Source organism: Psychrobacter phenylpyruvicus DSM 7000 = NBRC 102152 (assembly GCF_000685805.1).
Lineage (GTDB): Bacteria > Pseudomonadota > Gammaproteobacteria > Pseudomonadales > Moraxellaceae > Psychrobacter > Psychrobacter phenylpyruvicus.
Genome location: NZ_JMKP01000002.1, coordinates 1 through 25,088 on the forward strand (window position 1 = coordinate 1; position 25,088 = coordinate 25,088).

The 25,088-nt window shown below is 44.1% G+C and carries 20 protein-coding genes; 9 read left to right on the forward strand and 11 right to left on the reverse strand.

The window, feature by feature from the left end; translation table 11 throughout:
- On the forward strand, positions 1–265 hold a 265-nt coding region (locus G561_RS0100810; RefSeq protein WP_028857845.1), incomplete at its 5' end, for an IS5 family transposase.
- A gap of 155 nt (positions 266–420) precedes the next feature.
- On the opposite strand, the gene queG is transcribed toward G561_RS0100810, so the two are convergent.
- Positions 421–1,581 carry a tRNA epoxyqueuosine(34) reductase QueG gene (queG, locus tag G561_RS0100815; RefSeq protein WP_028857846.1) on the reverse strand — a complete coding sequence of 387 codons (1,161 nt, stop codon included), beginning with the start codon at positions 1,579–1,581 and terminating at the stop codon, positions 421–423.
- Between the two features lie 117 nt (positions 1,582–1,698).
- Between queG and G561_RS0100820 the strand changes: the two genes are divergently transcribed.
- Positions 1,699–3,360, forward strand: a complete 1,662-nt coding sequence (locus G561_RS0100820; RefSeq protein ID WP_028857847.1) for a bifunctional ADP-dependent NAD(P)H-hydrate dehydratase/NAD(P)H-hydrate epimerase — start codon at positions 1,699–1,701, stop codon at positions 3,358–3,360.
- 126 nt (positions 3,361–3,486) lie between these two features.
- Here the strand turns inward: G561_RS0100820 and G561_RS0100825 are convergent, their stop codons facing one another.
- Together G561_RS0100825 and G561_RS0100830 are read right to left on the reverse strand one after the other, a co-directional pair.
- Positions 3,487–4,056 (reverse strand): hypothetical protein, encoded by a 570-nt coding sequence (locus G561_RS0100825; protein ID WP_147286704.1) that lies wholly within the window; start codon positions 4,054–4,056, stop codon positions 3,487–3,489.
- Positions 4,057–4,115: 59 nt separating this feature from the next.
- Positions 4,116–4,679, reverse strand: coding sequence for an NUDIX hydrolase (locus G561_RS0100830; RefSeq protein ID WP_028857849.1), 564 nt, complete (start codon positions 4,677–4,679; stop codon positions 4,116–4,118).
- A gap of 195 nt (positions 4,680–4,874) precedes the next feature.
- Here G561_RS0100830 and G561_RS0100835 point away from each other — a divergent pair, with 195 nt between their 5' ends.
- Entirely contained in the window at positions 4,875–5,687 is an 813-nt protein-coding gene (locus G561_RS0100835) for an NUDIX hydrolase (RefSeq protein WP_081794331.1), read from the forward strand.
- A gap of 76 nt (positions 5,688–5,763) precedes the next feature.
- On the opposite strand, the gene G561_RS0100840 is transcribed toward G561_RS0100835, so the two are convergent.
- A complete protein-coding gene (locus G561_RS0100840; protein ID WP_028857851.1) occupies positions 5,764–6,816 on the reverse strand; it encodes a biotin--[acetyl-CoA-carboxylase] ligase in 1,053 nt (350 codons plus the stop codon).
- A 261-nt stretch (positions 6,817–7,077) separates the two neighbouring features.
- On the opposite strand from G561_RS0100840, the gene G561_RS0100845 reads away from it, so the two are divergent.
- Positions 7,078–7,890, forward strand: coding sequence for a sulfite exporter TauE/SafE family protein (locus G561_RS0100845; RefSeq protein ID WP_028857852.1), 813 nt, complete (start codon positions 7,078–7,080; stop codon positions 7,888–7,890).
- 116 nt (positions 7,891–8,006) lie between these two features.
- On the opposite strand, the gene G561_RS0100850 is transcribed toward G561_RS0100845, so the two are convergent.
- Complete coding sequence (locus G561_RS0100850) at positions 8,007–8,306, reverse strand: DUF4298 domain-containing protein (protein ID WP_028857853.1); 300 nt, start codon at positions 8,304–8,306, stop codon at positions 8,007–8,009.
- 309 nt (positions 8,307–8,615) lie between these two features.
- Here G561_RS0100850 and G561_RS0100855 point away from each other — a divergent pair, with 309 nt between their 5' ends.
- Together G561_RS0100855 and G561_RS0100860 are read left to right on the forward strand one after the other, a co-directional pair.
- Complete coding sequence (locus G561_RS0100855) at positions 8,616–12,428, forward strand: AAA family ATPase (RefSeq protein ID WP_028857854.1); 3,813 nt, start codon at positions 8,616–8,618, stop codon at positions 12,426–12,428.
- 294 nt (positions 12,429–12,722) lie between these two features.
- On the forward strand, positions 12,723–13,799 hold the full coding sequence (locus tag G561_RS0100860) for a cell division protein ZipA C-terminal FtsZ-binding domain-containing protein (RefSeq protein ID WP_028857855.1): 1,077 nt from the start codon (positions 12,723–12,725) through the stop codon (positions 13,797–13,799).
- A gap of 115 nt (positions 13,800–13,914) precedes the next feature.
- Here G561_RS0100860 and G561_RS0100865 read toward each other — a convergent pair whose 3' ends face one another.
- The 4 genes from G561_RS0100865 to G561_RS0100880 all read right to left on the reverse strand — a co-directional run bounded on the left by G561_RS0100865 (position 13,915) and on the right by G561_RS0100880 (position 18,155).
- A complete protein-coding gene (locus tag G561_RS0100865; protein ID WP_028857856.1) occupies positions 13,915–14,793 on the reverse strand; it encodes an SDR family oxidoreductase in 879 nt (292 codons plus the stop codon).
- Between the two features lie 48 nt (positions 14,794–14,841).
- Positions 14,842–15,573 carry a histidine phosphatase family protein gene (locus tag G561_RS0100870; protein WP_028857857.1) on the reverse strand — a complete coding sequence of 244 codons (732 nt, stop codon included), beginning with the start codon at positions 15,571–15,573 and terminating at the stop codon, positions 14,842–14,844.
- An 80-nt stretch (positions 15,574–15,653) separates the two neighbouring features.
- Positions 15,654–16,853 (reverse strand): phosphotransferase family protein, encoded by a 1,200-nt coding sequence (locus G561_RS0100875; protein ID WP_028857858.1) that lies wholly within the window; start codon positions 16,851–16,853, stop codon positions 15,654–15,656.
- 57 nt (positions 16,854–16,910) lie between these two features.
- A complete protein-coding gene (locus G561_RS0100880) occupies positions 16,911–18,155 on the reverse strand; it encodes an acyl-CoA dehydrogenase family protein (protein ID WP_028857859.1) in 1,245 nt (414 codons plus the stop codon).
- Between the two features lie 269 nt (positions 18,156–18,424).
- Here G561_RS0100880 and ligA point away from each other — a divergent pair, with 269 nt between their 5' ends.
- From ligA to G561_RS0100895, 3 genes are all read left to right on the forward strand, one after another.
- Positions 18,425–20,473 (forward strand): NAD-dependent DNA ligase LigA, encoded by a 2,049-nt coding sequence (ligA, locus tag G561_RS0100885; RefSeq protein ID WP_115343032.1) that lies wholly within the window; start codon positions 18,425–18,427, stop codon positions 20,471–20,473.
- A gap of 362 nt (positions 20,474–20,835) precedes the next feature.
- A complete protein-coding gene (locus tag G561_RS0100890) occupies positions 20,836–22,101 on the forward strand; it encodes an NAD(P)/FAD-dependent oxidoreductase (RefSeq protein WP_028857861.1) in 1,266 nt (421 codons plus the stop codon).
- A 79-nt stretch (positions 22,102–22,180) separates the two neighbouring features.
- Complete coding sequence (locus tag G561_RS0100895; RefSeq protein ID WP_028857862.1) at positions 22,181–22,519, forward strand: RidA family protein; 339 nt, start codon at positions 22,181–22,183, stop codon at positions 22,517–22,519.
- Between the two features lie 157 nt (positions 22,520–22,676).
- Here the strand turns inward: G561_RS0100895 and G561_RS13695 are convergent, their stop codons facing one another.
- Positions 22,677–23,312 carry a hypothetical protein gene (locus tag G561_RS13695; RefSeq protein WP_115342977.1) on the reverse strand — a complete coding sequence of 212 codons (636 nt, stop codon included), beginning with the start codon at positions 23,310–23,312 and terminating at the stop codon, positions 22,677–22,679.
- Between the two features lie 45 nt (positions 23,313–23,357).
- Entirely contained in the window at positions 23,358–25,019 is a 1,662-nt protein-coding gene (locus G561_RS0100905) for a vWA domain-containing protein (RefSeq protein WP_028857863.1), read from the reverse strand.
- Positions 25,020–25,088: the final 69 nt, after the last annotated feature.

Here is a 25,088-nt window from a genome sequence, read left to right on the forward strand (position 1 = left end):
AGCTGATAAAGGATACGATTCGCAGAAAATCAGAGATAAAGCGATAGAACATGGCATGAGAGCGGTTATTCCTAGAAGAAAAAATACGAAACAACCTAACCCAGAGTTTGACAGTTACCTTTATAAATTACGCCATCTAGTTGAAAATATGTTCGCTCGATTAAAGCATTTTCGCAGTATAGCAACACGCTATGAAAAGCTAGCACGCAATTTTAAATCTATGCTTTACCTAGCTTGTACTATTATTCACTGTAGGTTAAATTGAGGACACGCCCTAGTAAGTAACAGTTGTTAAATAAAATTTTAATATAAAAAGGCTTAATAACTGTTAGAAATTACTAGAATAAAAAGCACCTATCCAATCAGATAGGTGCTTTTTTTTAAGCTAATTTTATTGTGGTTTTAATTTTTATTGTAGTTTTAACTAGCTTTGGCCCGTTGTTCGGCGATCGCCCAATGAATGTGTTCATCTAAGACGTCACCAAGCGTGCCCAATCTTGATTCAAGGGCAATTATATTATCAGCAGTATAAGGGGCATTGCCAATACCTATGGCTAAGTTACGTAGGAAATTGACGTAGCCCGTTCGGCGTATAGGACTGCCTTGAGTTTTATCCAAGAAAGTTTGTTCTGACCACTGCCATAGCTCAATAAGCAAGCTATCATCTAACTTATGGCGCGCCAAAAAGTCATCGATGGGGCTAAGTTTGGCATAGCGATTCCAAGGGCAAATCAATTGACAGTCATCACAGCCAAAAACTCGATTGCCAATAGCCCTTCTATATTTTTTGTCAATAACGCCGTCATGCTCAATGGTCAAATAGGAGATACAAGCGTCTGCTTTGAGCTTATAGGGGCCAATAATGGCCTGAGTAGGGCAGATATCAATACAAGCACTGCAGCTGCCACAGTGAGCGCTTACTGGGCTATCATCTGGCAATGCCAAACTTAAAAACAGCTCTCCTAGCACAAAAAATGAGCCGGATTGTCTGTTAATCAATAGGGTGTGTTTGCCCGTCCAACCCAATCCTGCGGCATCAGCTAATGGACGTTCAAAAATAGGCGCTGAATCGCTAAAAGGTCGAAACACAAAGGGCTGGTCTGCATTGACATCTAGGTGCTGCCACTGCGGCAACATGGTCTCGATTTGTTGAGCCAGCTTCTTGAGCCGGGAGCGCATGGTTTTATGATAATCACGACCCCGAGCATAGCGGGCAATAATGGCATGATTGGGACGATGGTTGTCTTCTATACGCCGCGGTTTGGGAGCGGCCTCCAGATAGTCCATGCGTACCGAGACAATGGTGCGCGAGCCTTCTACCAATAGACCGGGATTGGCTCGTTTGTCATGGTTTAATTCCATAAAAGTGAGCTGACCATGATACCCTGCTGCCAGCCAGTCACGTAACCCCTGCATTTGCTGCTCGAAAACAGGGTGATTCACACCGATAAAACCGCAGTCAGCAAAGCCTAACGCCAATGCCTGCTCACGTATCCAGTTTTTGACATCTTGGGCATCATTAAAAGGGTTAGTGGCAAAGGACTGAGAGGGGGTTGAATCTGGAGGGGTAGAATCTGGCATAGACAGAGGACTCGAAGCTTATATAAAGGAGTATGATAAGCTATTATTAGACAAATATAAAACCTATGCTAAGGCACATCTTAGCTTGGTTGTACTCATAACAGGAGTAATCGAGAAATGCCACTACGTCATAATATCTTAAATCAACAAGATAGCCAGCAAGATAGAAAGCCCGTTGCTTTATATACCCCAAAACAAGTCTATGCCATAGAGAAAATGTGGTTTGATAAAGGCAATATGAGTTACTCATTAATGCAGCAAGCCGCTTGGCAGATTGCGTATTGGGTGAATCAGAATATTGTGGCCAAAGCGTATCCTCAGCTCGATGAGCAGGGTAGACCTGCTGTAGACACGACAGCATTATCTGCTTGTGTCTGGGTAGGTAGTGGTAATAATGGCGGTGATGGGTGGTTGGTGGCGTACTACTTAAATCAATTGGGAGCTAAAGTATCTGTTATTGAAGTAGGGCAAGCGTCAACGGTCGATGCCACCTCAGCAAAAAATCAAGCCATACAAAGCGGAGTGGCTGTTTACCCGTTTGCTGAAGGGCAGTATAAAGCCGATACAACTGACGCAGATTTATATATCGATGCTTTATTTGGTATTGGTTTAGACCGAGCGCCGGCCCATGATTATGCGGAGGCCATAGCCGTAATTAATGAGCATAAACGCCATCGTTCAGATAGATTAACGGTCATTAGTGTCGATATTCCAAGTGGAGTACTGGCTGGCACCGGGCAGGTGTTTGCAGGCTGTGCGGTTAAAGCCGATGTCACTCTGTGCTTAGTGGCCCGAAAACTGGGGTTACATATCAAAGATGCGGTGGATTATAGCGGTCAAGTAGTGGATATAGCGCTGATACCAAGTGTGCTAAATAAGAGCCCTGTGGCCTGGCTGCACTATCAAGCAATGCCTTTGGTGCAACGTGAAAACAACACTCATAAAGGCAGCTTCGGCCATGCTTTAATCATAGGCGGTAATCAAGTTGATGGCTCTCAAGGAATGGGGGGCGCTACTATCTTGTCAGCGATGACCGCTTTTGCTACAGGTGTGGGTAAGCTGACCGTAGCGTGTCATAGCGCCTTTCATAGTAGTCTGATTGCTGGCGTGCCTAATGCCATGAGTGTGGATTTACACCATACTCAAGCGGTAAAAGCGCTAATCGCACAAAGTGATGTTATCGCTATAGGCATGGGATTAGGACGAGATGATTTAAGTCTTCGCTTGTTTAAAGAGTATCTGCAGCACGCAGTAGAACAAGATAAAGACTTAATCATTGATGCTGATGGTTTGTATCATTTGGCGACACTGGCTGATGAAGCGCCACAGCTGATTGAACAATTGATAGCTCACGCTAAGCAGAATGAAGTTTGGTACACGCCGCACAGTGGTGAAGCTGCAAGACTGTTAAATACTGAGGCAAGCGAAGTTGAAGCAGATAGATTGACTGCCCTGTCTAGTTTGCAGCAGCAATATCAAGGCAGCTGGCTACTAAAAGGAGCAGGCTCTTTGGTGATGAGTGATCAGATAATCTATGTCTGCGCTGCAGGTAATCCCGGTATGGCGACCGCTGGCATGGGGGATGTGTTATCAGGTCTAGCGGCAGGCTTACTGGCACAGACTACTTTAGCCAAAAGCACTCGCAGCTTACAGCAAGCGGTGATGCTACACGCCATGGCAGGGGATAATTTACAGCGTACAAAAGGGACATGGGCAGTCCAAGCCAGCGATATGCCACAAAAGGTGGGTGAGGTATTTAAACAGCTGACCCTAGCCTAGCTGGCTTAGACGAACACTTGTCTTGATGGTTTCTTGGTGCGATTTATTAGAGTATTAGTTTTTATGAGGAGTTCTTTATTTTTTGATGGGGAGTGCTTTAGTCTTTTATGAGCAATGACGGCCCTATTAATTACAATATTGGGCCAATAGCTGTTGAGTCCTCTCTATCTTGACAGCTACTTGTGCTGGATCTAAATAACGGCGTACTCCCTCAGCTTTAGCCTCATAGATTTCACCGCCAGCTTGTAAGTTTGAAAGGTTGTTTTTGAGTTTTTGGCATTGAGAAGGAGTTGTTGTATTTGGGTCAGAGGGCTTCGATATGGTGGTGGTATGGTTGGTTGCAATGTTACTATTTGGATAGTTATTGGTTGCAATGTTATTGGCTAGATTTAAATTAACGCCATTTGGATCGGTAGTAGCCGGAGCAAAAAGTCCCGGCTGGCTTGGTCTGCCATCGCTGCGCATCTGAATGATTTCTGCTTTAGTATTGGTCTCAGGGGCAAATTGCGAGTATTTAACCTCGCCAAATTTACCAATACTTTTATAAATGGTTCTATGGTCAGTATTTTGTTGAGCCTGAGACAAACTGCTACTGGTTACAAAGAGGCCCGCAACCGCTACTACCTTCAACACGCTCAGTGCCCTATTGATTTTAGTAAGGTGGTGTACTAAGCAGTAACGTAGGGAGTTCGGCATGGGCCTTAGGTCCAGATAAGGTGACAAGAAGCTGCAATGAGCAATAAGAAGCGCTTAATTTAATAGCGCTTAATGCCCTTATCTTTAGGAATGGTCTCTTCATGAATTGGGAACTTTGCCGGATCATCAGTGGTTTTACGATCATTAAAATAATGCTTTAAGGTGCGTTTAACCGCTTCGAATGCAATGTCATCCCATGGGATATCTGCTTCTTCAAATAAAGCACACTCCAGACTTTCGGGACCGACATCATACTTGCCTTGTTGTAGCTCAGCCAGATACAGCACATAAATTTGGCCAATGTGAGGGATGTCATATAAGCAATAAAGATGGGTGTTGATGGCCACAGCATCGGCTTCTTCCACCGTTTCGCGTGCGGCACCTTGTGCCATGGTTTCACCAATTTCCATAAAGCCTGCAGGTAAGGTCCAATAGCCATATCTAGGCTCGATGGCACGGCGACAAAGCAGTACCTTGTCTTCGTGAATGACGATGGCACCACAGATTACTTTGGGGTTTTCATAGTGAATATAATGACAATTAGGGCAAACCAAGCGTGGTTTATTGTCTCCTTCAGGAATCTTATGCTCCGCTTGGTGGCCGCATTGTAAACAGTACGCCATAGGGCTGTCCTTATTATTGTATCTTGTGATTTTTTAATTTTAGTAAGAGAGCTATAGCCATATTATGATACGCTCGATATCATTAGTAATACAAAACAACTGAAACGTGCAAGTCATCAAGATAGCATACTTAAAGGCGATGCGTTAGTCTAACCTTAGTCTGTTAACTGTTTGAAAATTATTTAAAAAGGTCTTATGAAATCCTCCACGCAAATGACATCGGCAATAACAATAAAATACCAAAATAGCCATTCTCCTCGGTTTGAAGAGTTGGCTGTGGTGTTGCCGGAGTACATTACCCATCCTGAGCTAAGGCAAATGGCACAGCGAGTACAGCAGGCCATGTTTCAAGATGGCGTAGTGGATTGTCATACCCCTAACCAAGAGTTTAAAAATCAAGGGGAAATTGGTCGAGTCAAAGCCATACTAGATCATCTTATAACTACCCCAAATGCTGATGCGGCAGTGTTGGTACTTATTACCAATGAGCCACAGCCAAAGATACTGTTGACGCGGCGAGCAGCACACCTAAGCAGTCATGCCGGTGAAGTCTCTTTTGCAGGAGGAAAGCATGATGCAGAGGATGGTAATAATGTGGTTACCGCTTTGCGTGAAGCCTGTGAAGAAACCGCATTGCCCCCCAGTAAAGCACAAATTATTGGCCAGCTGCCCACTCAGATTTCCAAAAAGGGACTAGAGGTCAGACCGATTGTGGCCTTGGTAGAGCCGCCGGTGACTTATGTTCCGGAACTTGGTGAGATTGCCCGAATATTTTGGGGAGATTTTGAGAAGATAATTACTGAGCCGACTTGTGATTATGTGCTGCCTTACGCTATGGGAGGTCAAATCGTCCACATCAAGACGCCCTGCTGGAGGGTAGACGGGGAAGTGGTTTGGGGGCTTACGGGGAGGATATTAGCCAGCTTGCTAGAAGTTGGTTTTGATAGACAGATTGAGTGGTATTATCAACCAGTAGAGGAGCAGTCTCAATCAGCCAATAGCCAATAGAGCCTGCTATTACTTCACTACTTTAATGTAGGGTCTATGTTAATTGTTAGTTTATACTGATAACCTTTAACCTGTCTCAGATTATGCGAATGGTACCGGTATATATTTTTATTATCTGCTCATCAAAGCCAGTTTTGAGCTGTAAACTCCCATCTTCGTTTAGACCCATAACCTCTCCTTGTATAACCACCGGTTTTGCAGCCTCTAAAGCCGACTGATTGGCCTCTTTTAAGGGTTGCTGAGTGATTTGTACCTGACGACCTGCTAACACATTGACCGATTGATAGTCGCTAATGAAGCTAGGTAAGCTATAAGCTTGTTGTTTGAAGCTGATAAATTGATGAATAGCGCGTAAAATTGTAGCACTAACAGCTAGGTATAAATCTTCTGCTTTAGGGCGGGGAAGGGCTACGATAGATTGCCCAGCTTGGTAGTATGCAGTCTTATTTTGAGCCTGAGTATCTAGGGCACTATTGGCTTCTTGAGCGGCTTCTTGAGCGATGTGGGTTTGAAAGATATGAGACTGAGAAATGAGGGCTTGCTCAGTTTCATTAATGATTTGGGTTAAGCTGACGGCTTGATACTCCATGCCTTCTTTGGTGACTTCACATAATACCGGAGCGGTTTCAATGTTTATTCCCACGCCGACAACAACCCCAGTAATCTGATTATCCACCCATACCGGCTCAATCAAAATACCAGCCAACTTCCTAAAGTTATTATACTCAAGATCACTTTTGTCAGATGTCTCATCTGCAGCATAGTAACCAATATCATTGGCCCACTTAACCCCAATAGGGGGAAGGTTTACAGCACGACGCTGACGGTTTATCTGCTGGATAATGGGCAGGCGAGTGAGATGAAATCCGACAACCAAAGACAATAAGCCGGAGATTGGCACTGATAAGGGGTGGTATAACGACAGGTAGATATTGCCAATGGGGGATTGCCAAGTACGGGCTCTTTGACCTCGTCCTGCTGTTTGTTGGCTAGCAGTTAGTAAGTAAGGTTGGTTACTATCTATCTTCTGCTGCGCCAAGCTCTGAATCAGCTCATTGTTGGTCGAGCCACACACAGCTAAGTGGTGGTGGGTAATAGGCTGGGAGCTCTGAGGAGTATGGGTGTACATAGTGAAGCCTAGATTTAGCTTATAAAAAGGATAATTGCTAAACAAAATAAACTGGGATTTGAATAGCAGGGGAGCCCCGAGAGTATCTTCTATGGGCGCGTTGTCTGCTGCTTAATAAGCTGATTATACGCCTAATACAGCCAATAGCTAAAGACAGGGTAGATACGGTATGCCTATAGATTATTTAAATTTAGATAAATGCTTTTGCTATACTGTGAGTATTATTTTTTTAAACAGTTTAAATAGCAGAGAAGTGGCATTATGATGATAGTTTGGTTCTTGGCTGCAGGGGCTTTTGCAGGAATATGTGCCGGCTTATTTGGTGTCGGTGGTGGCATGATTATCGTTCCTGCTTTGGTCTGGATTTTCACCGCTTATGGTTACTCCCCAGAGATTGTTGCTCATTTAGCGGTTGGGACTTCTTTAGCGACTATCATTGTGACTTCAATTAGCTCCTTAACGGCCCATAATAAACGCGGTGGGGTGCGATGGGATATCTGGAGAAATATGGCAATCGGCCTAGTCGTTGGCAGTATATTAGGAGCTGCAGTTGCTGAGCAAATTCATGGCTTAATGCTACAGGCCTTAATTGGGGCTGGTGCATTACTGGTTGCTTTTAAAATGTTATTTTTACCCAATAAAGAAAACCTAGGTAAGCCGCTGCCCTCAGCACCGGTACAGGTGGGCGCTGGGTCTGGCATTGGTATGGCTTCGGCTATCTTCGGTATTGGTGGTGGCAGCTTAACGGTGCCATTCTTGACTTGGGCCGGCTTGCCTATGCGTCAAGCGGTAGGAACTTCGGCTGCTTGTGGGCTGCCTATTGCTTTAGCAGGGGCGGCTGGGTTTGCTTGGTTCGGTCAAAACGTGGCTCAATTACCGCCAGGTGCGGTTGGATTCGTTCACGTTATAGGCTTCGTCTGTATCTCGTTTGCCAGCTTTATTACCGCCAAACTTGGCGCTAAGTGGGCGCATCAGTTACCGGCAGCTACCTTAAAAAAAGGCTTTGGGGTGTTGTTATTAGTAGCGGGAAGTCAGTTGTTATGGTCTGGTTTATCGGGAATGAATATTCTGTAGTAGAACTATAAATCTTTAAACCCAACCGCTAAGCTTAATAGCTAAGCTTAACTGAAATGCTATTGTTAATAAGGTTTTACGCCTATTACGGCTATTTATTATCTAGTTATTAACGGCTATTTATTATCTAGGGCATCTAGACCTAGGCGCATCCATTGTATCGCTAACTCATTGCGATCGGATATCATATTCCACAGCGCGTCTTCACTAAAGATAGAGTGGGCAGCCCCAGAATATTGAAGCTGTAGATCAGCTTCACGGTCAGCCATCCACTGCGGGCTTTGGTAGTACTCTTGTAGTTCTGAATATAAAGCTTCTGCTTCTTTGAGGCGCTCCTGGGCTTGTAATTGTTCTTGGTATAACTCACTCCAACGCTCAAATTTTTGTTGTAATTGCTGCGGGTCGTATTGAGACATAAGGCCTTCTTGCGTTATTTGATTTAAATTAATTTAGTAGAACTGGATTTGGTTTAATTGGATTTGGGTTAGCTAGGTTTGGTTATAAAAGCTAAATAGGTTTTATTGGGTCCAATCTAGTTTGATAATCTAGTCTAACAATATAGGCACTTTGGGCAGTCAATTCAAACAAAGCTTATTTACGATTTGTATATCTAGGTTAACAACAGCTATGACTGTAAAATCGTTCAATTTCAGGTAAAATACGCCACTTTATTGCTTGCAATTATTTCTGCTAATCCCTGTAACCTTTAACTTCATGCGGCCTTCATGCGTCTAAAATCTCTTAAGATGGCAGGATTTAAGTCTTTTGCCAATCCTACTACTTTTACTTTTCGACATGGCATTACCGCCATTGTCGGTCCAAATGGCTGTGGGAAGTCCAATGTGATTGATGCCATCCGCTGGGTGCTTGGAGAGTCTTCTGCCAAGCAGCTCAGGGGCGGGGCAATGAGTGATGTGATTTTTGCAGGTACTCAAGATAAGGCCGCAAAAAGTGTTGCCAGTGTCGAGCTAACCTTTGAACACACCCAAGATGAGCAAACGGGTATCCGCCACGAATTAAACTTATACCATGAGTTGTCAGTGCGCCGTCAGATTAATGTTGAGGGCAAATCTGACTACTTCATCAACGGAACGCGTTGTCGTCGCCGTGATGTGGTGGATGTGTTCTTAGGAACTGGACTGGGCCCACGCAGTTACTCTGTGATTCAGCAAGGGATGATTGGGCGTATTGTTGACTCAAGCCCGCAGCAGCTGCGAGAGTTTATTGAAGAGGCCGCAGGCGTATCGCGTTATCAGGCACGCCGTGAAGAAACCCAAAAGAAGCTACAAAAAACTCAGGAAAACTTAGAGCGCCTCAATGATATTGAAGCTGAGCTAAGTCGTCAGAAAAAAAAGCTGGTGAAGCAAGCCGAAAGTGCCAATCAGTATCAGCAAATTCAAGAACAATTAGCGACAGTCAAAGAGCAGTTGGCAATCCATCAATTGTGCCAAGCTAAGTCTTTACAAATGCAGCATAAGTCTAGCGAAGCATCACTGACTAAGTCGGTGACCACTTTGCAGCAGCAATATAGCCAACTAAAAGCCAAGTTTAGCAAGTTAAGTGACCGCTTGGCCGAAGAGCAGTGGCTAAAAGATGAGGCCCGCGACAAACTGCACATACAAGATATGCAGCGTCAGCAAGTTGAGCATCAGTTACATACGCTGCAAGCCAATATCAACCAGCTTGATGGGCGTCAACAAGCCAATATAGAGCGTCAAAAAAGAACCGAAAACTCGCTGAGAGAGACAAAAAAAGAACAGCGGCAGCAGGCTGAGGTTATTCAGTCAATAACGCCTAAAATTACTGCTCTAGAACAGCGACAACAGCAAACCCAACAAGCATATGCACCGCTACAAGCCACTTGGAATGAGGTGAATGCTAAGGTCATAGAACTAGAAAAACAAAAACGCCACTTTGAGCAGCAGATGGCTCTCGATGAGCAGGCTGACGGCCGAGTGCAGCAAGACTTATCGAAGTGGCAATCACAGCAGCAGTTATGGCAGCAAGAAGCAGTCAAATGGGGATTGACCCCTTCAGACTCCAACTCTGATAAAGACAGTAATAGTTTGCAAGACAGTCCAGTACAAGCTTTGGCTGAGCTTAAAACCAAGCTATCAGGGCTGATGAAGCAGCAAGAAACGGTGACTGAAAGCTTAGAAACTGAGCAGCCAGCCCTAAATGAGTTGTCGCAGCAGCTGACTACGCAGCAAACTCAGTTGGCACAATTAGAAAAGCAACATGCCAGTTTAATAGCTGAGTATGAAACGCTACACAGCATAGTTCATCCAAAAAAGAGCAACACAAAAGATGATAAGTCTCAGCAGGGCAAAGCCAATACACAAGATACAAATGCCGCAGTGGCTGCCTTGGATAAACTACCAGCACTGCATCAGCAGATTCGATTGACCGCCGCTGGAGAGCAACATGCCTCTGTATTAGATCGTTGGTTAGCCTTCTGGCTAGACAGCCGAGTTATCGATATCACCTCGAATGAGGATAAGGCAAAAGTGGGTGAGTGGTACCAGCTTCTGTCTGGGTTGACCGCTGTAGATGCTGACTTAGTCGCTAACAAGGCTGACAATAAAGCTGCCAATAGTACTAATCGTCATAAAACCAAAACTTCTGTAGAGCAGCAAAACAGTGTGCTATTCGCTGGTGCGACAGTGGCAAGTCAACCTAAGAGTATTGGCTCCCAGCTAATTGCGTTATCAGAGTTGATTATCGCCCCTAAGCTAAGCTTATGGCAGCAGTGTTATCTTTATTCGCCCGATCTTTCACCGGACAGCTCTGAGCAAGAAGAATTACAAACGGCTGCGACCTTGATTGTCCAGCTGCCTCAGTCTGCGTTAATTATCACCGCATCAGGGTGGGTCATGGGGCATTTTGGTGCCATTCATTTATCTAAGCTTAGTAATGAGTCACAAAATACTCAGTTTTTGAGCGTGCGTTTGCAGCAGCAACAGCGCCTAGCTACCTTGGAAGATAAGTTAAATGAGCTCGAAGAGCAGATAGAGGTGGTTAGTAAAGCAGTCAAAGCCAGCCAACTAAAAAAAGAACAAAGCTCGGTTCTTGTAGAGGAGCTGACCGCGCAGCTATCGGCCTTAACTCATAACTTACATAATCTAAAGCAGCAGCAAGTTGAGCTACAGGCTAAGCATGACCGACAGCAAGGTGAACAGCTGCGACTCACTAAGCAGCGTGAGCAGTTAGATGAAGACTATCAACAGCTGCAACAACTGCAATCACAGCTCGCAGTCAGCATTAAGCAGGGCGATGAGGGATTACAAGCCATAGAGCCTAAGCTGGTTGCCGTAAAGGATAAACTGCAGCAGATAGAACAGCAACGTCAATCCATCAGCGAGCAAGAGCGGGAGGAGGCAAATACTTTACGTCAGCTGCAGTTGGAGCTAAATAAAGCAGAGCTTGCAGACAAACACAGTCAGCAGCAGTTGCAGCAGCTTTCAATAGAGCTAAAGCAGTTGCAACAGGCCCAGCAGAGACTACAACAAGAGCAGCAAAAGACGGAAAGTCAGCTGCCTAAACTGGAGTCTAGTCTAAAGCAGGCCAATGATAGTCATCATCAATTACAGACTGCATTGGAGGAGCGTAACGCCATTATTAATACGCTGCAAACTGAAGCCGACAGCTTAAAAGAGCAGCAGGATAAGGCGGAGCAGCAACTGCAACAACAGCAGCAGCAGTTAGCAGAGACAGTGACTCAAGTAGCCATTGCCAATGAGCGTATTAATGAGGCCGGAGAGCGACTGAAGCAGGTCAATAATGAGCTTAGTGCGGAGCGGGTGCTGACTGAGTATCTGACCCACGGTCGTACTTTGTCAGAAGCTAAAGTGCACAAACTGCAGACTGATGAGACTGAGCTGAGCTGCAAGCTGGATAATATGGGACCTGTAAACTTAGCAGCAGCAGCAGAGTTGGCCGCCGTTGATGAGCGTCTATTACCGCTTGAAAAGCAGATAGTAGATATTACATCAAGTATGGCGACCTTAACCGATGCCATTGCCTCTATCGATGCTAAGACCAAGACCTTATTCTTGCAAACTTTAGAAGCGGTCAATGAATCGCTAACCAATTTGTTCACTAAAGTATTCGGTGGTGGCCAAGCAAGTTTGACCTTGATTAAAGACGAAGGTTTGGCCCAAAATGAGCAGTGGCGGGCAGGTTTAGAGTTAATGGCTCAGCCTAAAGGTAAGAAAAACAGCCGATTGGCTGTATTGTCTGGGGGCGAGAAAACACTAACCGCACTAAGCTTGATATTTGCCATTTTTAAGCAACATCCTGCGCCGTTTTGTGTGCTAGATGAAGTGGATGCTCCACTCGATGATGCCAACGTCATGAGATTTACCAACCTAATTTCAGACTTAGCGGACGAGGTGCAGTTTATATTTATTAGTCACAACAAGCTAGCGATGCAAATTGCAGATGAATTAAAAGGAGTGACTATGCCGCAGCCAGGTATCTCTTCACTGGTGAGCGTCAGTTTGGAAGAAGCTGAGCATTACTTAGAGCCTTCCGCCTAATTAAATTGACTTATTACCGTACTAATTACTCTTTATGTGATATATGTTATAAGGCTTATGTAGTCTCTAGTTACATTGGCAAAATAGATTTATAAGCCCTTATCGCGTTACAATAAAAGACAGAGCTATGCTAAATAAATTGCTCAATATTTTTCAGACTTTGCTGTTTTTGTTACTAACGCTTATAGCATTAACTTAAATAGTTAACTATTGTCCATCGCTATTGATGACGAGCGACGGTAAGCGTGCTAGACTAATCTCGTTTTTCTATCTTACTTTTAGGACACGTACATCATGACCACCGTAGACTATATTTTAATAATCATTGCTGTTGTAATTATGGTGGTAGGTCTTTATATAATTATTCGCGGAATTTTGGCCCGCAAGGACAATAGTAACTCTCAAGCCATTATCCGAGACAAAAATGGTATTCCTATTATTCCTCGTCATGAACGTAACTTGGTCGAACAGTCAGATCCAGTACAGATAGAAGAAAGCGAAACCATCATTACGCCAGATCGCGAACAGCTTCAGCCAGTCATTCATGAAGACAATAGTGTGCCGGTAGCTAATGCAGCACAAACTTCTCAAGCAGCAACGATAGAAGATTACGAGCAACAAGCTCGGTATGAGCCGGATAATGGTTGTGATTCAGCTAGCACGGCCTCAAAAACAACGCCATTTAGCAACCCATTAAATACAGCTCCCACCCAAGATCCAGCTGCTGAAAAACAAATAACAGATATGGAATTGGCTGGATTGCAGATTGATGATAGCGAGGATGATGTATTCTCAACCTTAGCTTCTGCAACTGAGAAGCTGATGCCAGTGATTGAGACGGCTGAGGAAACGGAGTTTGCAGATAATAGCCCTATGCTAGATCATCATTTATTAGCAGAAGCTGATCAAGATCAAAACAGTCCGTTAAACCATGCTCAAGAAAACATTAATATTACTTTAATACCTAAGAATGAATATGAATTTATTGATGGTAAAACCATCCTATCTTTAGTATCGCAGTATGGACTAAAGTATGGGGCGATGAACATGTTTCATCGTTATGAAAACAAAGATGGTTCAGGTATTTTATGGTTTAGTATGATGGGCGTTGATCAAAATGGTGTGATTACCCCTTTTGACTTAAACCTATTGCCTACCTCTAGATATAGTGGTTTGGTGCTGTTTTTATCATTGCCACATCCAAAAGCCACTCAAGGTTTTGATACCATGATGAGTGTGGTAAATCTGATTTCTAATGATTTAAATGCCTTGATATTGGATGAAAATAACGAAATATTAACTCGTGAGCGTAGACAGCAGCTGCGTACGGAAGTACAAGAATATCAAGCAGCTATGCGTAATGAGCGTTAGAGACAAGCCTTACCATATATTTAGAATATACAGTATTTAGATTTACAGTAAATTTAGAATACAAAAAAAGCCGTAGCTTAATTATTAAGCTACGGCTTTTGTTATCAATCCAGTATTACCCCAGTTTATTAACTAAGTGTAGGGGCAAATGTTTCATAGCCTTACCCAGCAGCAACCAAGGTAGGGTAGGCACACAGGCTTCATCGACGCCTGATTCTATGGCAGCAACCAAAGCATTACTGCCGGTTGCTTCATCTACTTCAAAGGGTAATTTTGGTGCCCCTTCGTTGATCTCTGTGCGGATATAGCCCGGATAAATAGTAGTAATCTTAATGGGTAGATTGTCTGCAATCATCTCGGCACGAATGCCTTCGGCTAAATGGGCCAGACCAGCTTTACTTGCAGCATACACCGTAAGATGCTTCGGCATACCCCGCATGGCTGACATGCTTGAAATGACTACCAAATGGCCAGAGTTTTGTTCCCGAAAGATTTCCATAGCCGCTTCACATTGGGCCAATGCCGAAATGAAATTAATTTCAGCGGTACGTTGGTTGATATGAAAGCGACCGGTCCCGACGCGGCGACCTTCACCAACACCGGCATTGACAATAATGCGATCAATACAGTCGAATTGCTGCTGGAATGCCTTAAAAGTTGTGAATACGGCCTCATAGTCGCTGACATCAAGTTCGGCTAGCTCAATACGAATATCAGGATTCTCAGCCAGTATTTCAGTCTTTAAAGCTTGCAGGCGGTCAGTGCGCCGAGCACAAATGGCTAGGTTGTAGCCAAGCTTGGCAAAGGTGCGAGCCATACCGGCACCGATACCCGAGCTGGCTCCGGTTATCACAACGGTCTTATCTTTGCCTGTTTTGCCTTGTATTAGCTTGGTTAAGTCCTGGTTTTGTAGCACCGATTTGGTCTCGGCAAGTTTGGTTTGCACCCCATCAAGCAGTTCTTTTTGTAGGGTGTGAAATCGCGAGTTTTTCATAAATATCCTTATTAGCTGAAACAACACTTTGAGTAATCCTTATAGTAGTTAATGCCATGACACCAAGCTTTGGCCTTGATGATACAGATGAGTGTGCTCATTTAATGATAATAATCTGGGGCGGTCACCTCTTAGCACTATTGAGGTAACTCCAGTATTAATTAAGCTACGATTTATCTGGTAAGCAGTCATACTGGGGCTGTCACTGCCTTGATTGAGTAAGCTGGCAGTAATGGCGGCAATGACGCCCCCAGAAGTGAAGATCAGTACGTTCTTAGCTTGCTGCTGCTCAGCATAAGTCATCAATTTTTGTAAAGCTTGCTGTACTCGCAGATTAAACTGTGGCCAACTTTCTAAATAATCCTCATCATGCTGCCCTGAGTGCCAGCGAATCATGGCTTCATTGAATAGCTCAGCCAGACGTACTTTGGGCACAGGAGCTTGAGCCACAGCGTTCATTATGCCAGCCTCTGTGGCAAAGCTAGGATCCAGCTTTATAAACACATCTTTGTGATTGAACTCATTTAACTCTTCGATAATCTTAGGAGTAGAGGAGGTTAAAGTTGAAGCATCCTGAGTGTTATAAGCGTTTAAAAAATGAGTGGCAGAGTCCTGTTGGCGGACTAAGCTGCCAGTGACGATGGCATCAATCTTACGTTGGGTATGGGCATAGTGTTGTCCCAATAAAGTGGCTTGCTGAGCCCCAAGTGAAGACAACTTGTCATAGTTTTTTTGACCAAAAGAGGCTTGTCCATGCCTAGCAAATAGCAAAGTAGTCATAATGTCCTTTTATTATAAAAGAGGGCTAGTTGGGTTGATTGTTTAAGCTGGTTATCAACTTTGCTCAAAAGCAAAGCCGGCTAGTTTTTCACAAGACGCTTAGCAATAGAATGCACTGGCTTGGGCAGTTTACCGCTATCAACAACGCGTCCTGCCTCTTGCTGGGCAATAAGCTTTAAAGCACGAGCATGGAGCGCATGGGTGATAACCCAAAAGTTCTTAAACGCAGGATTATCGGTTTGCTTCTTATAATAGCGGTAGTAGATTTGTTGGGCGATACCGGCCAAACGGAATAAGCCGAATACTTCATAAAATGCCCAGTTGTCAGTGGTCATTCCCATTTTAGTGAGATAATAGTCCACCACTTGCTCACGAGTCATCATACCATCTAAATGAGTGGGTTGCCGGCGGGATTGACGCATGATGAAGTTGTCATCTTTTTGGACCCAGTAAGCAAGAGCGCTACCTAAATCCATCAAAGGATCGCCTAAGGTGGCCATTTCCCAATCCAGCACCCCAATAACCGAAGTTGGGTTTTGTGGGTCTAACACCACGTTATCAAAACGCCAGTCATTGTGTATGACACAAGTACGACTGTCTTTAGGCAAGTTGCGTTTTAGCCATTGACGCACCAGATAAAAGCTAGGGACGTTTGGTGTTTTGGCTTTTTTATAACGCTTCTCCCAGCCCATGACTTGGCGTTGGCAGTAACCTTCGCCTTTACCAATAGCGTTTAGGGCTGGGTTTCGTTGATAGTCCACTTGATGCAGCTCAATGAGAGCGTCTAATACATTGGTACATAATCGATGAACTTGTGAGCTATCGAGAGCTAACTGCTTGGGTAAATTGGCCCGAGGAATAATACCCACCAAACGCTGCATAACATAGAAGTCACAGCCGATGACAGAGTCATCCGTACACAGCGCTATCATATTAGGAACGTAAGGGTAGTCGTCTTTTAACGCTTGTTGAATATTAAATTCACGAACCATATCATGGGCTGATTTGGCCTTAGTGCCGGCGGGAGGGCGACGTAAGATTAAATCGATATTGTCATAGTGTAGGCAGTAGGTCCAGTTTGATGCCCCTCCAGAAAACTGAGTGACCTCGGGAGTGCCTTCAACGTCAATGTTTTGCGACAGCAGCCACTGGGTGACCGCTTGCGCATCTAAAGCTTCGCTCTCTCTGACCTGGGTAGGTTGGTCTATAATCGCACTGGTTTGGAGGCTGCTAGCGGAGCGGCCGCTAGCAGATTGTTTAGATTGGTGATGCTTGCTCATAAAAATCCCTTTTATAAAGCCAATATGAATGGGAGTAAAAAACGATTGCTGCGACCGTTATTTTTTTGATTTAGGACGGGTATAACCGTTTCTTTTTAGCTCAAGCTTAGCAATCATGCCTTTATGCACCTCATCTGGTCCATCTGCTAAGCGCAAGCTACGCGCTTGAGCATAAAATGCCGGCAGCACAGTATCTTGACTCACGCCCATGCCTCCATGTATTTGCATCGCCATATCTACTACTTCTTGCAGCACATTTGGGGCCACCACTTTAATCGCTGATATCTCTGTTAGGGCTTCCATCACACCTTGACTGTCCATTTTGTGAGCGGCATTTAAGGTAAGCAGGCGAGCCTGATCAATTTTTATACGAGCTTCAGCTATGCGCTCCAAATTGCCGCCCAGCATTAACAGTGATTTACCAAAGGCTCTGCGGCTCATACCGCGATGAATGGCTAACTCCAGTGCTTTTTCAGCGGCGCCAATACAACGCATACAGTGGTGAATTCGCCCTGGACCTAGGCGGCCTTGGGCAATCATAAAGCCCATACCAGGACCCCCGATAATATGACCCACAGGCACACGTACATTATCAAATATAACCTCACCATGACCATGAGGCGCATCGTAATCGCCGAATACCCGTAACATACGTTCGATTTTAATGCCTGGCGTATCGATAGGTACCAGAACCATCGAGTGCTGTTGATGACGGCCTAAGTTTTCATTTGGGGTGTGAGCCATGAAGATAATAAAGTCAACGTCTGGGTCGCCTAAGCCAGAAGACCACCATTTGCGGCCATTAAGCACAATCTCATTGCCATCAACAATGGCTGTTGCTTCCATATTGGTGGCATCACTTGAGGCAACACCTGGCTCCGTCATGCAAAATACTGAGCGGGTTTTACCGTCTAGTAAGGGCTGTAAAAAACGTTCTTTTTGTTCGGCATTACCAAAGCGCCATAACAGCTCCATATTACCGCTGTCGGGGGCGTTACAGTTGAAGATATTGGGAGCAATAAGGCTGCGACCGGTCAGCTCAGCAATGGGGGCGTAATCAGTAACCGATAAGCCTGCACCCAAAGTATCGTCAGGCAGGAACATATTCCATAGACCTGCGTCTTTCGCTTTTTGACGTAAGGTATAGTATTGTTCAGGCCACCGCCACTGAGTCCAGTCGCCATGATTGTTTGCTTGATGGCTTTGCTGGATAAGTTCAGATTCGATAGGTTCGATTTCGGTTTCGATGAAGTCTTTGGTGCGCTGATAAAATTCTTGGCCACGTTCACTGATATTGAACATAATAAAATCCTTTTTATTGAAGGGGTTAACTGAAATCCTTGGAATTAACTTTACCATTATTTTATGGCTTGCTTGTTATTTGCTTCTGACTCAACAGTATGTATTAGATTATCATTTCCTGCGTTGAATGCCAGTTAAATTACGTTTACTTAGGCATCTATATCTGAAAATTGTTATCATAATAACCCCAAATTTTTAAATCAGTATGTGCCTTGAATAAGACACTTTCTATGACAAAAATCACTTCTAATAAAAGTCAGGCTACTCAAATGAATGCCAATAAAAAACTTGATATAGAGCAACAAGAAATTGTCGCTAAGATGCGTGCTTTAATTACCGAAGTACGCAAACATAATAATGCTTATTATGTTATGGATGCGCCTACTATAAGCGATAATGAGTATGACCAATTGCGCTTGAGCCTTATTGAGCTTGAGGAGCGCTATCCGGATTTAACTCAATCGGACAGCCCTACCGCCAGCGTGGGCGATGATCCTTTACCGTCTTTTTCCCAAGTAAAGCACGATATACCTATGCTATCACTAGGCAACGTCTTTAATAAAGATGACTTGGCGGAATTTATGCGCCGGGTGAATGATAGGCTTAGTGATAAGGATAAGAATCCTAGCTATGAGGTGGAATTGAAGCTAGATGGTCTAGCGGTCTCACTGAAATATCATAACGGGCATTTTGTGAGAGGCGTTACTCGAGGGGATGGTCAGACTGGAGAAGACATTACCCAAAACGTGAGAACCATCAACAATATTCCTTTGGTATTAGAAGCGGCTTTTGATATTGATGTGCTGGAGGTTCGCGGTGAAGTGCTGATGCCTAAGGCTGGCTTTGAGCGTTTGAACCGAGAAGCAAAGCAATCCGAGGGTAAGGTTTTTGCTAATCCGCGTAACGCTGCTGCCGGCAGTTTACGTCAGCTTGATCCTGCGGTGGCGGCCAACCGTCCCTTAGCTTTTTATGCCTACTCAGTGAATCAAGGATTGCCTGAACACATTACTCAGCAATCTGCAGCTTTGGCTTGGTTAAAAGAGATTGGCTTTACCGTTAGTGCGGTAAAAGTAGTCAACAGTGTGGATCAAGTCCAATCGTATTATGAATCAGTGATTGAAACCCGCAGTAGCTTGCCGTTTGAGATTGATGGCATGGTCATCAAAGTGGATGATTTACAGTTACAAAGCCAGCTTGGTCATCTGTCTCGCGAGCCTCGCTGGGCTACAGCTTATAAATTCCCAGCAGAAACAGCCATTACCAAACTCAATGCTATTGAGTGGCAAGTGGGGCGTACCGGACAGATTACCCCTGTTGGCAAGCTTGAGCCGGTACAAGTGGGCGGGGTAACCGTCAGTAATGTCACCCTACATAATATCGGTGAGATTCAGCGTCTCGACGTGCGAGTTGGAGACACTGTCAGTGTGCATCGAGCTGGTGATGTGATTCCCAAAGTTACTCGGGTTTGGCATGAACTGCGCCCTGACGATACGGAAACCGTTACTTTGCCCGAGCATTGCCCAGTCTGTGACTCGCCAGTGGTATTACCTGAAGGGGAGGCTTTGGCACGTTGTACAGGTGAGCTATTCTGTCCGGCTCAGCAGCAAGAAGCCCTTATTCACTTTGTCTCGCGTAAAGCGATGGACATTGAAGGACTCGGAGAGCGCTGGTTGATTAGCTTCTTTGAGCAGGGCATTGTCAAAACTGTGGCTGATATTTACCATTTGCAGGAGCATAAAGCAGAGCTGGTTAACTTTGAAAAGTTGGGTGAAAAATCAGTTAATAATATGCTAACTGCCATTGAACAGAGTAAAAGCACCACTTTATCGCGTTTTATATACGCCATAGGCATTAAAGGGGTGGGAGAGACTACAGCGCAAAACTTGGCTCAACATTTTGGCGATTTAGCTCCGTTAATGGAAGCCAGTATTGAAGAGTTAGAGGCTGTACCAGACATTGGCACCATCACCGCGGAGCTGATTTATAACTTCTTCCGTGCTGAGCACAACGTGGAAGTTATTGAGGCCTTGCAGCAGGCAGGCGTGCATTGGGACAAGGTTGAGCAGGTGGCGTCTGATAATTTGCCGTTAGAGGGTCAAACTTGGGTGATTACCGGAACTTTGGTTGAAAGCGGTATGTCACGTGATGATGCCAAAGCTCAACTGCAAGCCTTAGGTGCTAAAGTTTCAGGCAGTGTTTCGGCCAAAACTTCAGCCCTATTGGCCGGAGAAAAAGCAGGGTCAAAGCTTGCCAAAGCCGAAAGCTTAGGGGTACGCGTGGTGTTAGAAGAGGAGTTCTTAGCTCTTATTAATGCTTAGTCCTTAGCATTGATTGATGCTTAGTTTTTAGCAGCTGTTTGTACTAGGTACACTAACTGTTTGTACTGAATGAACTTATTTTAGGACTGGACATTGGTTAGTAAAAAGCCATCACTTACTAGTGATGGCTTTTTTTATGATAATCGCTGATATGACTTTTTCTAATTAATATTTTGCAAAACAAAAAACTAAAATTGATTTAAAAACTCAATCAAATTAGTGCCACGTGGCATTAATAAAAGCGGTATCATAATACAGTGCACGACTCATAAATCAATTCTCATGGGGCGTGCTTTTTTATTGAATAATTTAACTTATTAGTCTCGCATTTTGTTTTATGGGTCTAACTTTAAGGAACTTTTATGCAATACGACGTTATTGTGATTGGCTCGGGCATGGTAGGAACCTCAATTGCATGGCACCTACAAAAGAACAACTCCAAAGTTTTAGTAATTGATAAAAAAGCCCCAGGTGAAGAAACCTCATATGGTAACGCAGGTTTAATTCAAAGAGAGGCGGTCTATCCAAAAGCTTTCCCACGTGAGATGGGTGAGATTTTTAGAGTGTTGCCTAACACCAGTACTGACATTCGTTATCGTTGGTCTGCTTTGTTTAACTATCAAAGTGCGCTATATCAATATTGGACCAACTCAGTGCCCAAAAAACTAACCAAAATTGAAGATGAATGGGCCACTTTAATTGAGCATTGCACCAGCGAGCATGACGTAATGATTCAAGCGTCAGGGGCCGATGACTTAGTACGCAAAGGCGGTTGGTTTGAGATTTACCGTACACAGAAAAAATACGATGAAGCCATTAAATTGGCTGAACGAGCCGCTACTAAAGGTGTTCAATACAAGCTGCTAACCCCTGAAGAGTTAAAAGAATTTGAGCCAAATGTGAATTTTGACCAATTCATCGGTGGTATTCACTGGCAGAACTCTTGGCAGGTAAAAAACCCAAGTCGCTTGGTAAAAACCTATGCCAAAAGCTTCGAAGCTATGCAGGGTGAAATCAAGCAAGCTGCTGTCAAAAACATTGAGCAAATGGAAGACAAAAGCTGGCAAGTAACCGTTGAAACTAGCGAGGGTGAGTTGGCTACTTATAACAGTACCCATGTGGTGATAGCCGCTGGTCCTTGGTCAACAGAGCTAACCGCTCCATTAGGCTATAACTTCCCACTATTCCCAATGCGTGGCTACCATCAGCATTTCAAAGTTGGCGAAGGCAACCGTATCGGCCACAGCTTGTTTGATGCTGAAAAAGGCTATCTGATGGGTCCGATGGAACAAGGCATTCGTATTACCACCGGTGCTGAAATGACCACTCTAAAAGCTCCAAAAAACTTCGGTCAGCTTGAAGCGGTATTGAAGATTGCCAAAAACGTGCTGCCATTAGAAGAAGCGGTAGAGTCAGAAGCTTGGTGTGGCTCTAGACCTTGTATGGCAGATATGAAGCCGGTTATTGGTCCTGCACCAAGACATGAAAAGCTGTGGTTTGCTTTTGGTCATGCGCATCAAGGCTTTACCTTAGGCCCAGCCACAGGACGCTTGGTAGAAGAGATGATCAATGATAAGCCGTTATACATTGATGCAACTCCATTTAGCGCTGAGCGTTTTGAGCGTTAATTACTCGATGACGTTGTACCAAAGCCAGTGGGGTTGATAAACCTCACTGGTCTTAAAATTCATAAAAAAGAGACGGAATATGCAAAAATTACACAGTGACCAGCGTATGAGTCAAATTGTCATCCACAATGAGACCATCTACCTAAGTGGTCAAGTGGGAAATGCTGATGAGGATATTTCGGCACAAACCTTAACCACTCTAGAAAAAATTAAAGCTTTACTAGAGGAGGTAGGTAGTGACAAATCAAAAATATTATCCGCCACAGTTTGGCTAAAAGATATGTCTGACTTTGCCGCTATGAATGCGGTATGGGATGAGTGGTTTAGCGACGTTGCTCCACCAGCTCGTGCTTGTGGTGAATCTGCCTTGGCCAGCCCTGATTTACTGGTTGAAATAACAGTTATTGCAGCGGCTTAATACTGAGTCTCGACTTTTATTTGAAGTGTAGTTTAAGCAAGAAAATAACCAAAAAAGACAGCCTATTATTAGCGCTGTCTTTTTTTGGTTCAATATTGTAGAGAGTGGGTAAGAGCTGTATGGGTTAATTAGTTAAGACAAACCCATTAGACCGCGCTTATTTAGTAGCGGGCTGAGTTGATTTTACCTCTTCAGCTTTAGGCTGTGGAATAATCTCGATAGGTAAGGTCAAGCCACGCGCAAACTCATGGGCAATGACATAGTCATGTTGGCTAGGTTTGACATTTGGGGTGGTATAAATGATTAACTTCGCCTCACTTTCAGAGAATTTATGGGACAAATAACTGTCACCCAATTGATCCAGTATTTTCTCCAGAGGCTCATTACTGGCCATGCCCACTGTCAAAGTGTGCTGCGCTTGCTCTGGGGTAATGGCTGAGAATTTGGCTTGTGACTTTACCGACTCACCCTCTAACTCAAAGGGATAGTTGAAGTCTTCGGGAGCAATTGGTTTTTGACCTGAATCGATACGGCTCCAATCAATAGATAAGGGCTGGTTGCGAGTAGAGACTTGCCCACTAGCTTCTGCTGCTTCAGTAGCATCAGTCAAATCAGTCAAATCAGTCTCAGCTTCAGATAGGGCTACTGACTCTGTGGATTGTATGGCTTCAGGCTCAGAATTAGAGTTACTACTCGTCTGCTCATTACAGCCAGAAAGCAATACTGTAGAAGCGATTGCCAGAGGTAATGCTAGGGTAGGTAATGGCTTTTTTAGCAGCTGCAGAGGGGACATTGTTTGGGTTTGCCTTTTTTGGATTTGCATAGGAGTCTCAATTATCTATTGTAAATCATTGGCCAATTCGACTAGCTTGATAAATTCAGCTCGGCTATTGGTTTTATCTAACGGGCTATTTAGCCCAGGTTTGGCCAATTGTGCCACTTGTTCATAGGTTAAGTCATTGACGTACTTACTGCCAGTTAGCAGTTGTCCATAGCCTGCGACAGCCATGGCAAATTTAGTCTCTACTGAGGCAGTAGTAACTTTGTTGTCAATAGGAAAGGTTAGTAGCTTTGAAGTCTCTGACTTAGGTGCTTTGTAGCGAATCTTTAAATAGCCAAGTTCGCTGTTATTTTTATTGGTCAATGCTGTCTTTTGATAGCGGCTGGCATCGAGTAGTCCTTTTTGACCTACTGGGGTCACTTCAAATAGAGCCACCACAGATTTACCAGCTCCCAATTCTCCAGCATCAACCTTATCGTTATTAAAGTCCTCTTTGGCCAGTAGTCTATTTTCATAGCCAATCAAGCGCCATTCAGAGACAGCGGCTGGATTAAATTCAAGTTGAATTTTAACGTCTTTTGCCACAGTATTAAAGGTAGAAGACATCTCATCAATCAATACTTTTTTTGCCTCTGATAGTGAGTCGATATAACTGTAGTTTCCATTGCCGTTATCTGCGACTTGCTCCATCATATGGTCGTTGTAATTACCTTGACCAAAACCTAAAGTGGATAAAGAAATACCTTTATCACGATTGCTACGGATAATCTGTAACATATCTTTGACGTTAGAGACCCCAACATTAAAGTCGCCATCGGTGAGCATTAAGATGCGGTTAATGCCGTTTTTCTTGAAGTTTGCTTCGGCTTGTTGATAAGCCAGCTTAATCGCCGCTTCACCATTGGTTGAGCCATGGGCACTTAAGTTATCTATGGCGTTGAGAATTTTTTGAGTTTGATTGCCGGGGGTTGCGGGTAATACCACTTCAGTATTCCCAGCGTAGGTAATCAGTGTGATGGTATCTTGCGCTCGCAGCTGTTTAGTCAGTATTTTAAGGCTAGATTTTGCTAGTGGCAGTTTATCACTGCTATTCATTGAACCAGATACATCCACCAAAAATACTAAATTGGCTGCTGGTTGATTTTGTTTGGCAGTGAGTACGTCTTCTGCCTTGATGCCTACTTTTACAATCCGATTGGTGGCATGCCAAGGTGATTTGACCACCTCTGTGCTGACTAAGAAGGGGGCATTACCCTGCTTTTTTGCATTTTTAAAATCATAATTGAAGTAGTTAATCAGCTCTTCGACTCTAACAGCATCAGTAGGAGGCAGGCGTCCATTATTTAAAAAACGGCGTACGTTGGCGTAGCTGCCAGTATCGGTATCAATGCTCAAAGTAGCAAAAGCTTGTTCGTGAGTGGCATTCACCGCATTGTGTTTAATTTCTGCATATTTCTCAGAGTTCTGCGTAGAAGATATGGTATAAGCAGAGCGAATATGAGTCGGCGCTGCCATTCGCTCATACGTTGCATCAGAGGCAACAACTACAATTGGTGCCGCTTCTACAACTTCTACAACTGGAGAATGAACCGTTGTCTTGCTAGGCTCATCGCTGTTGGTAATATCTTGCTGTGCGCTACATCCACCGAGTACAGATAAAGTTATGGCGGTCAACGAGGTTAGCAATAAAGGTCGCTTACATAATGATAATGATGTCATAGTCAATCCTTGTCTATTTTAATGCAATAGGTTTTGTTGTTATTAATCTAGAGATTATATAAAGCTTAA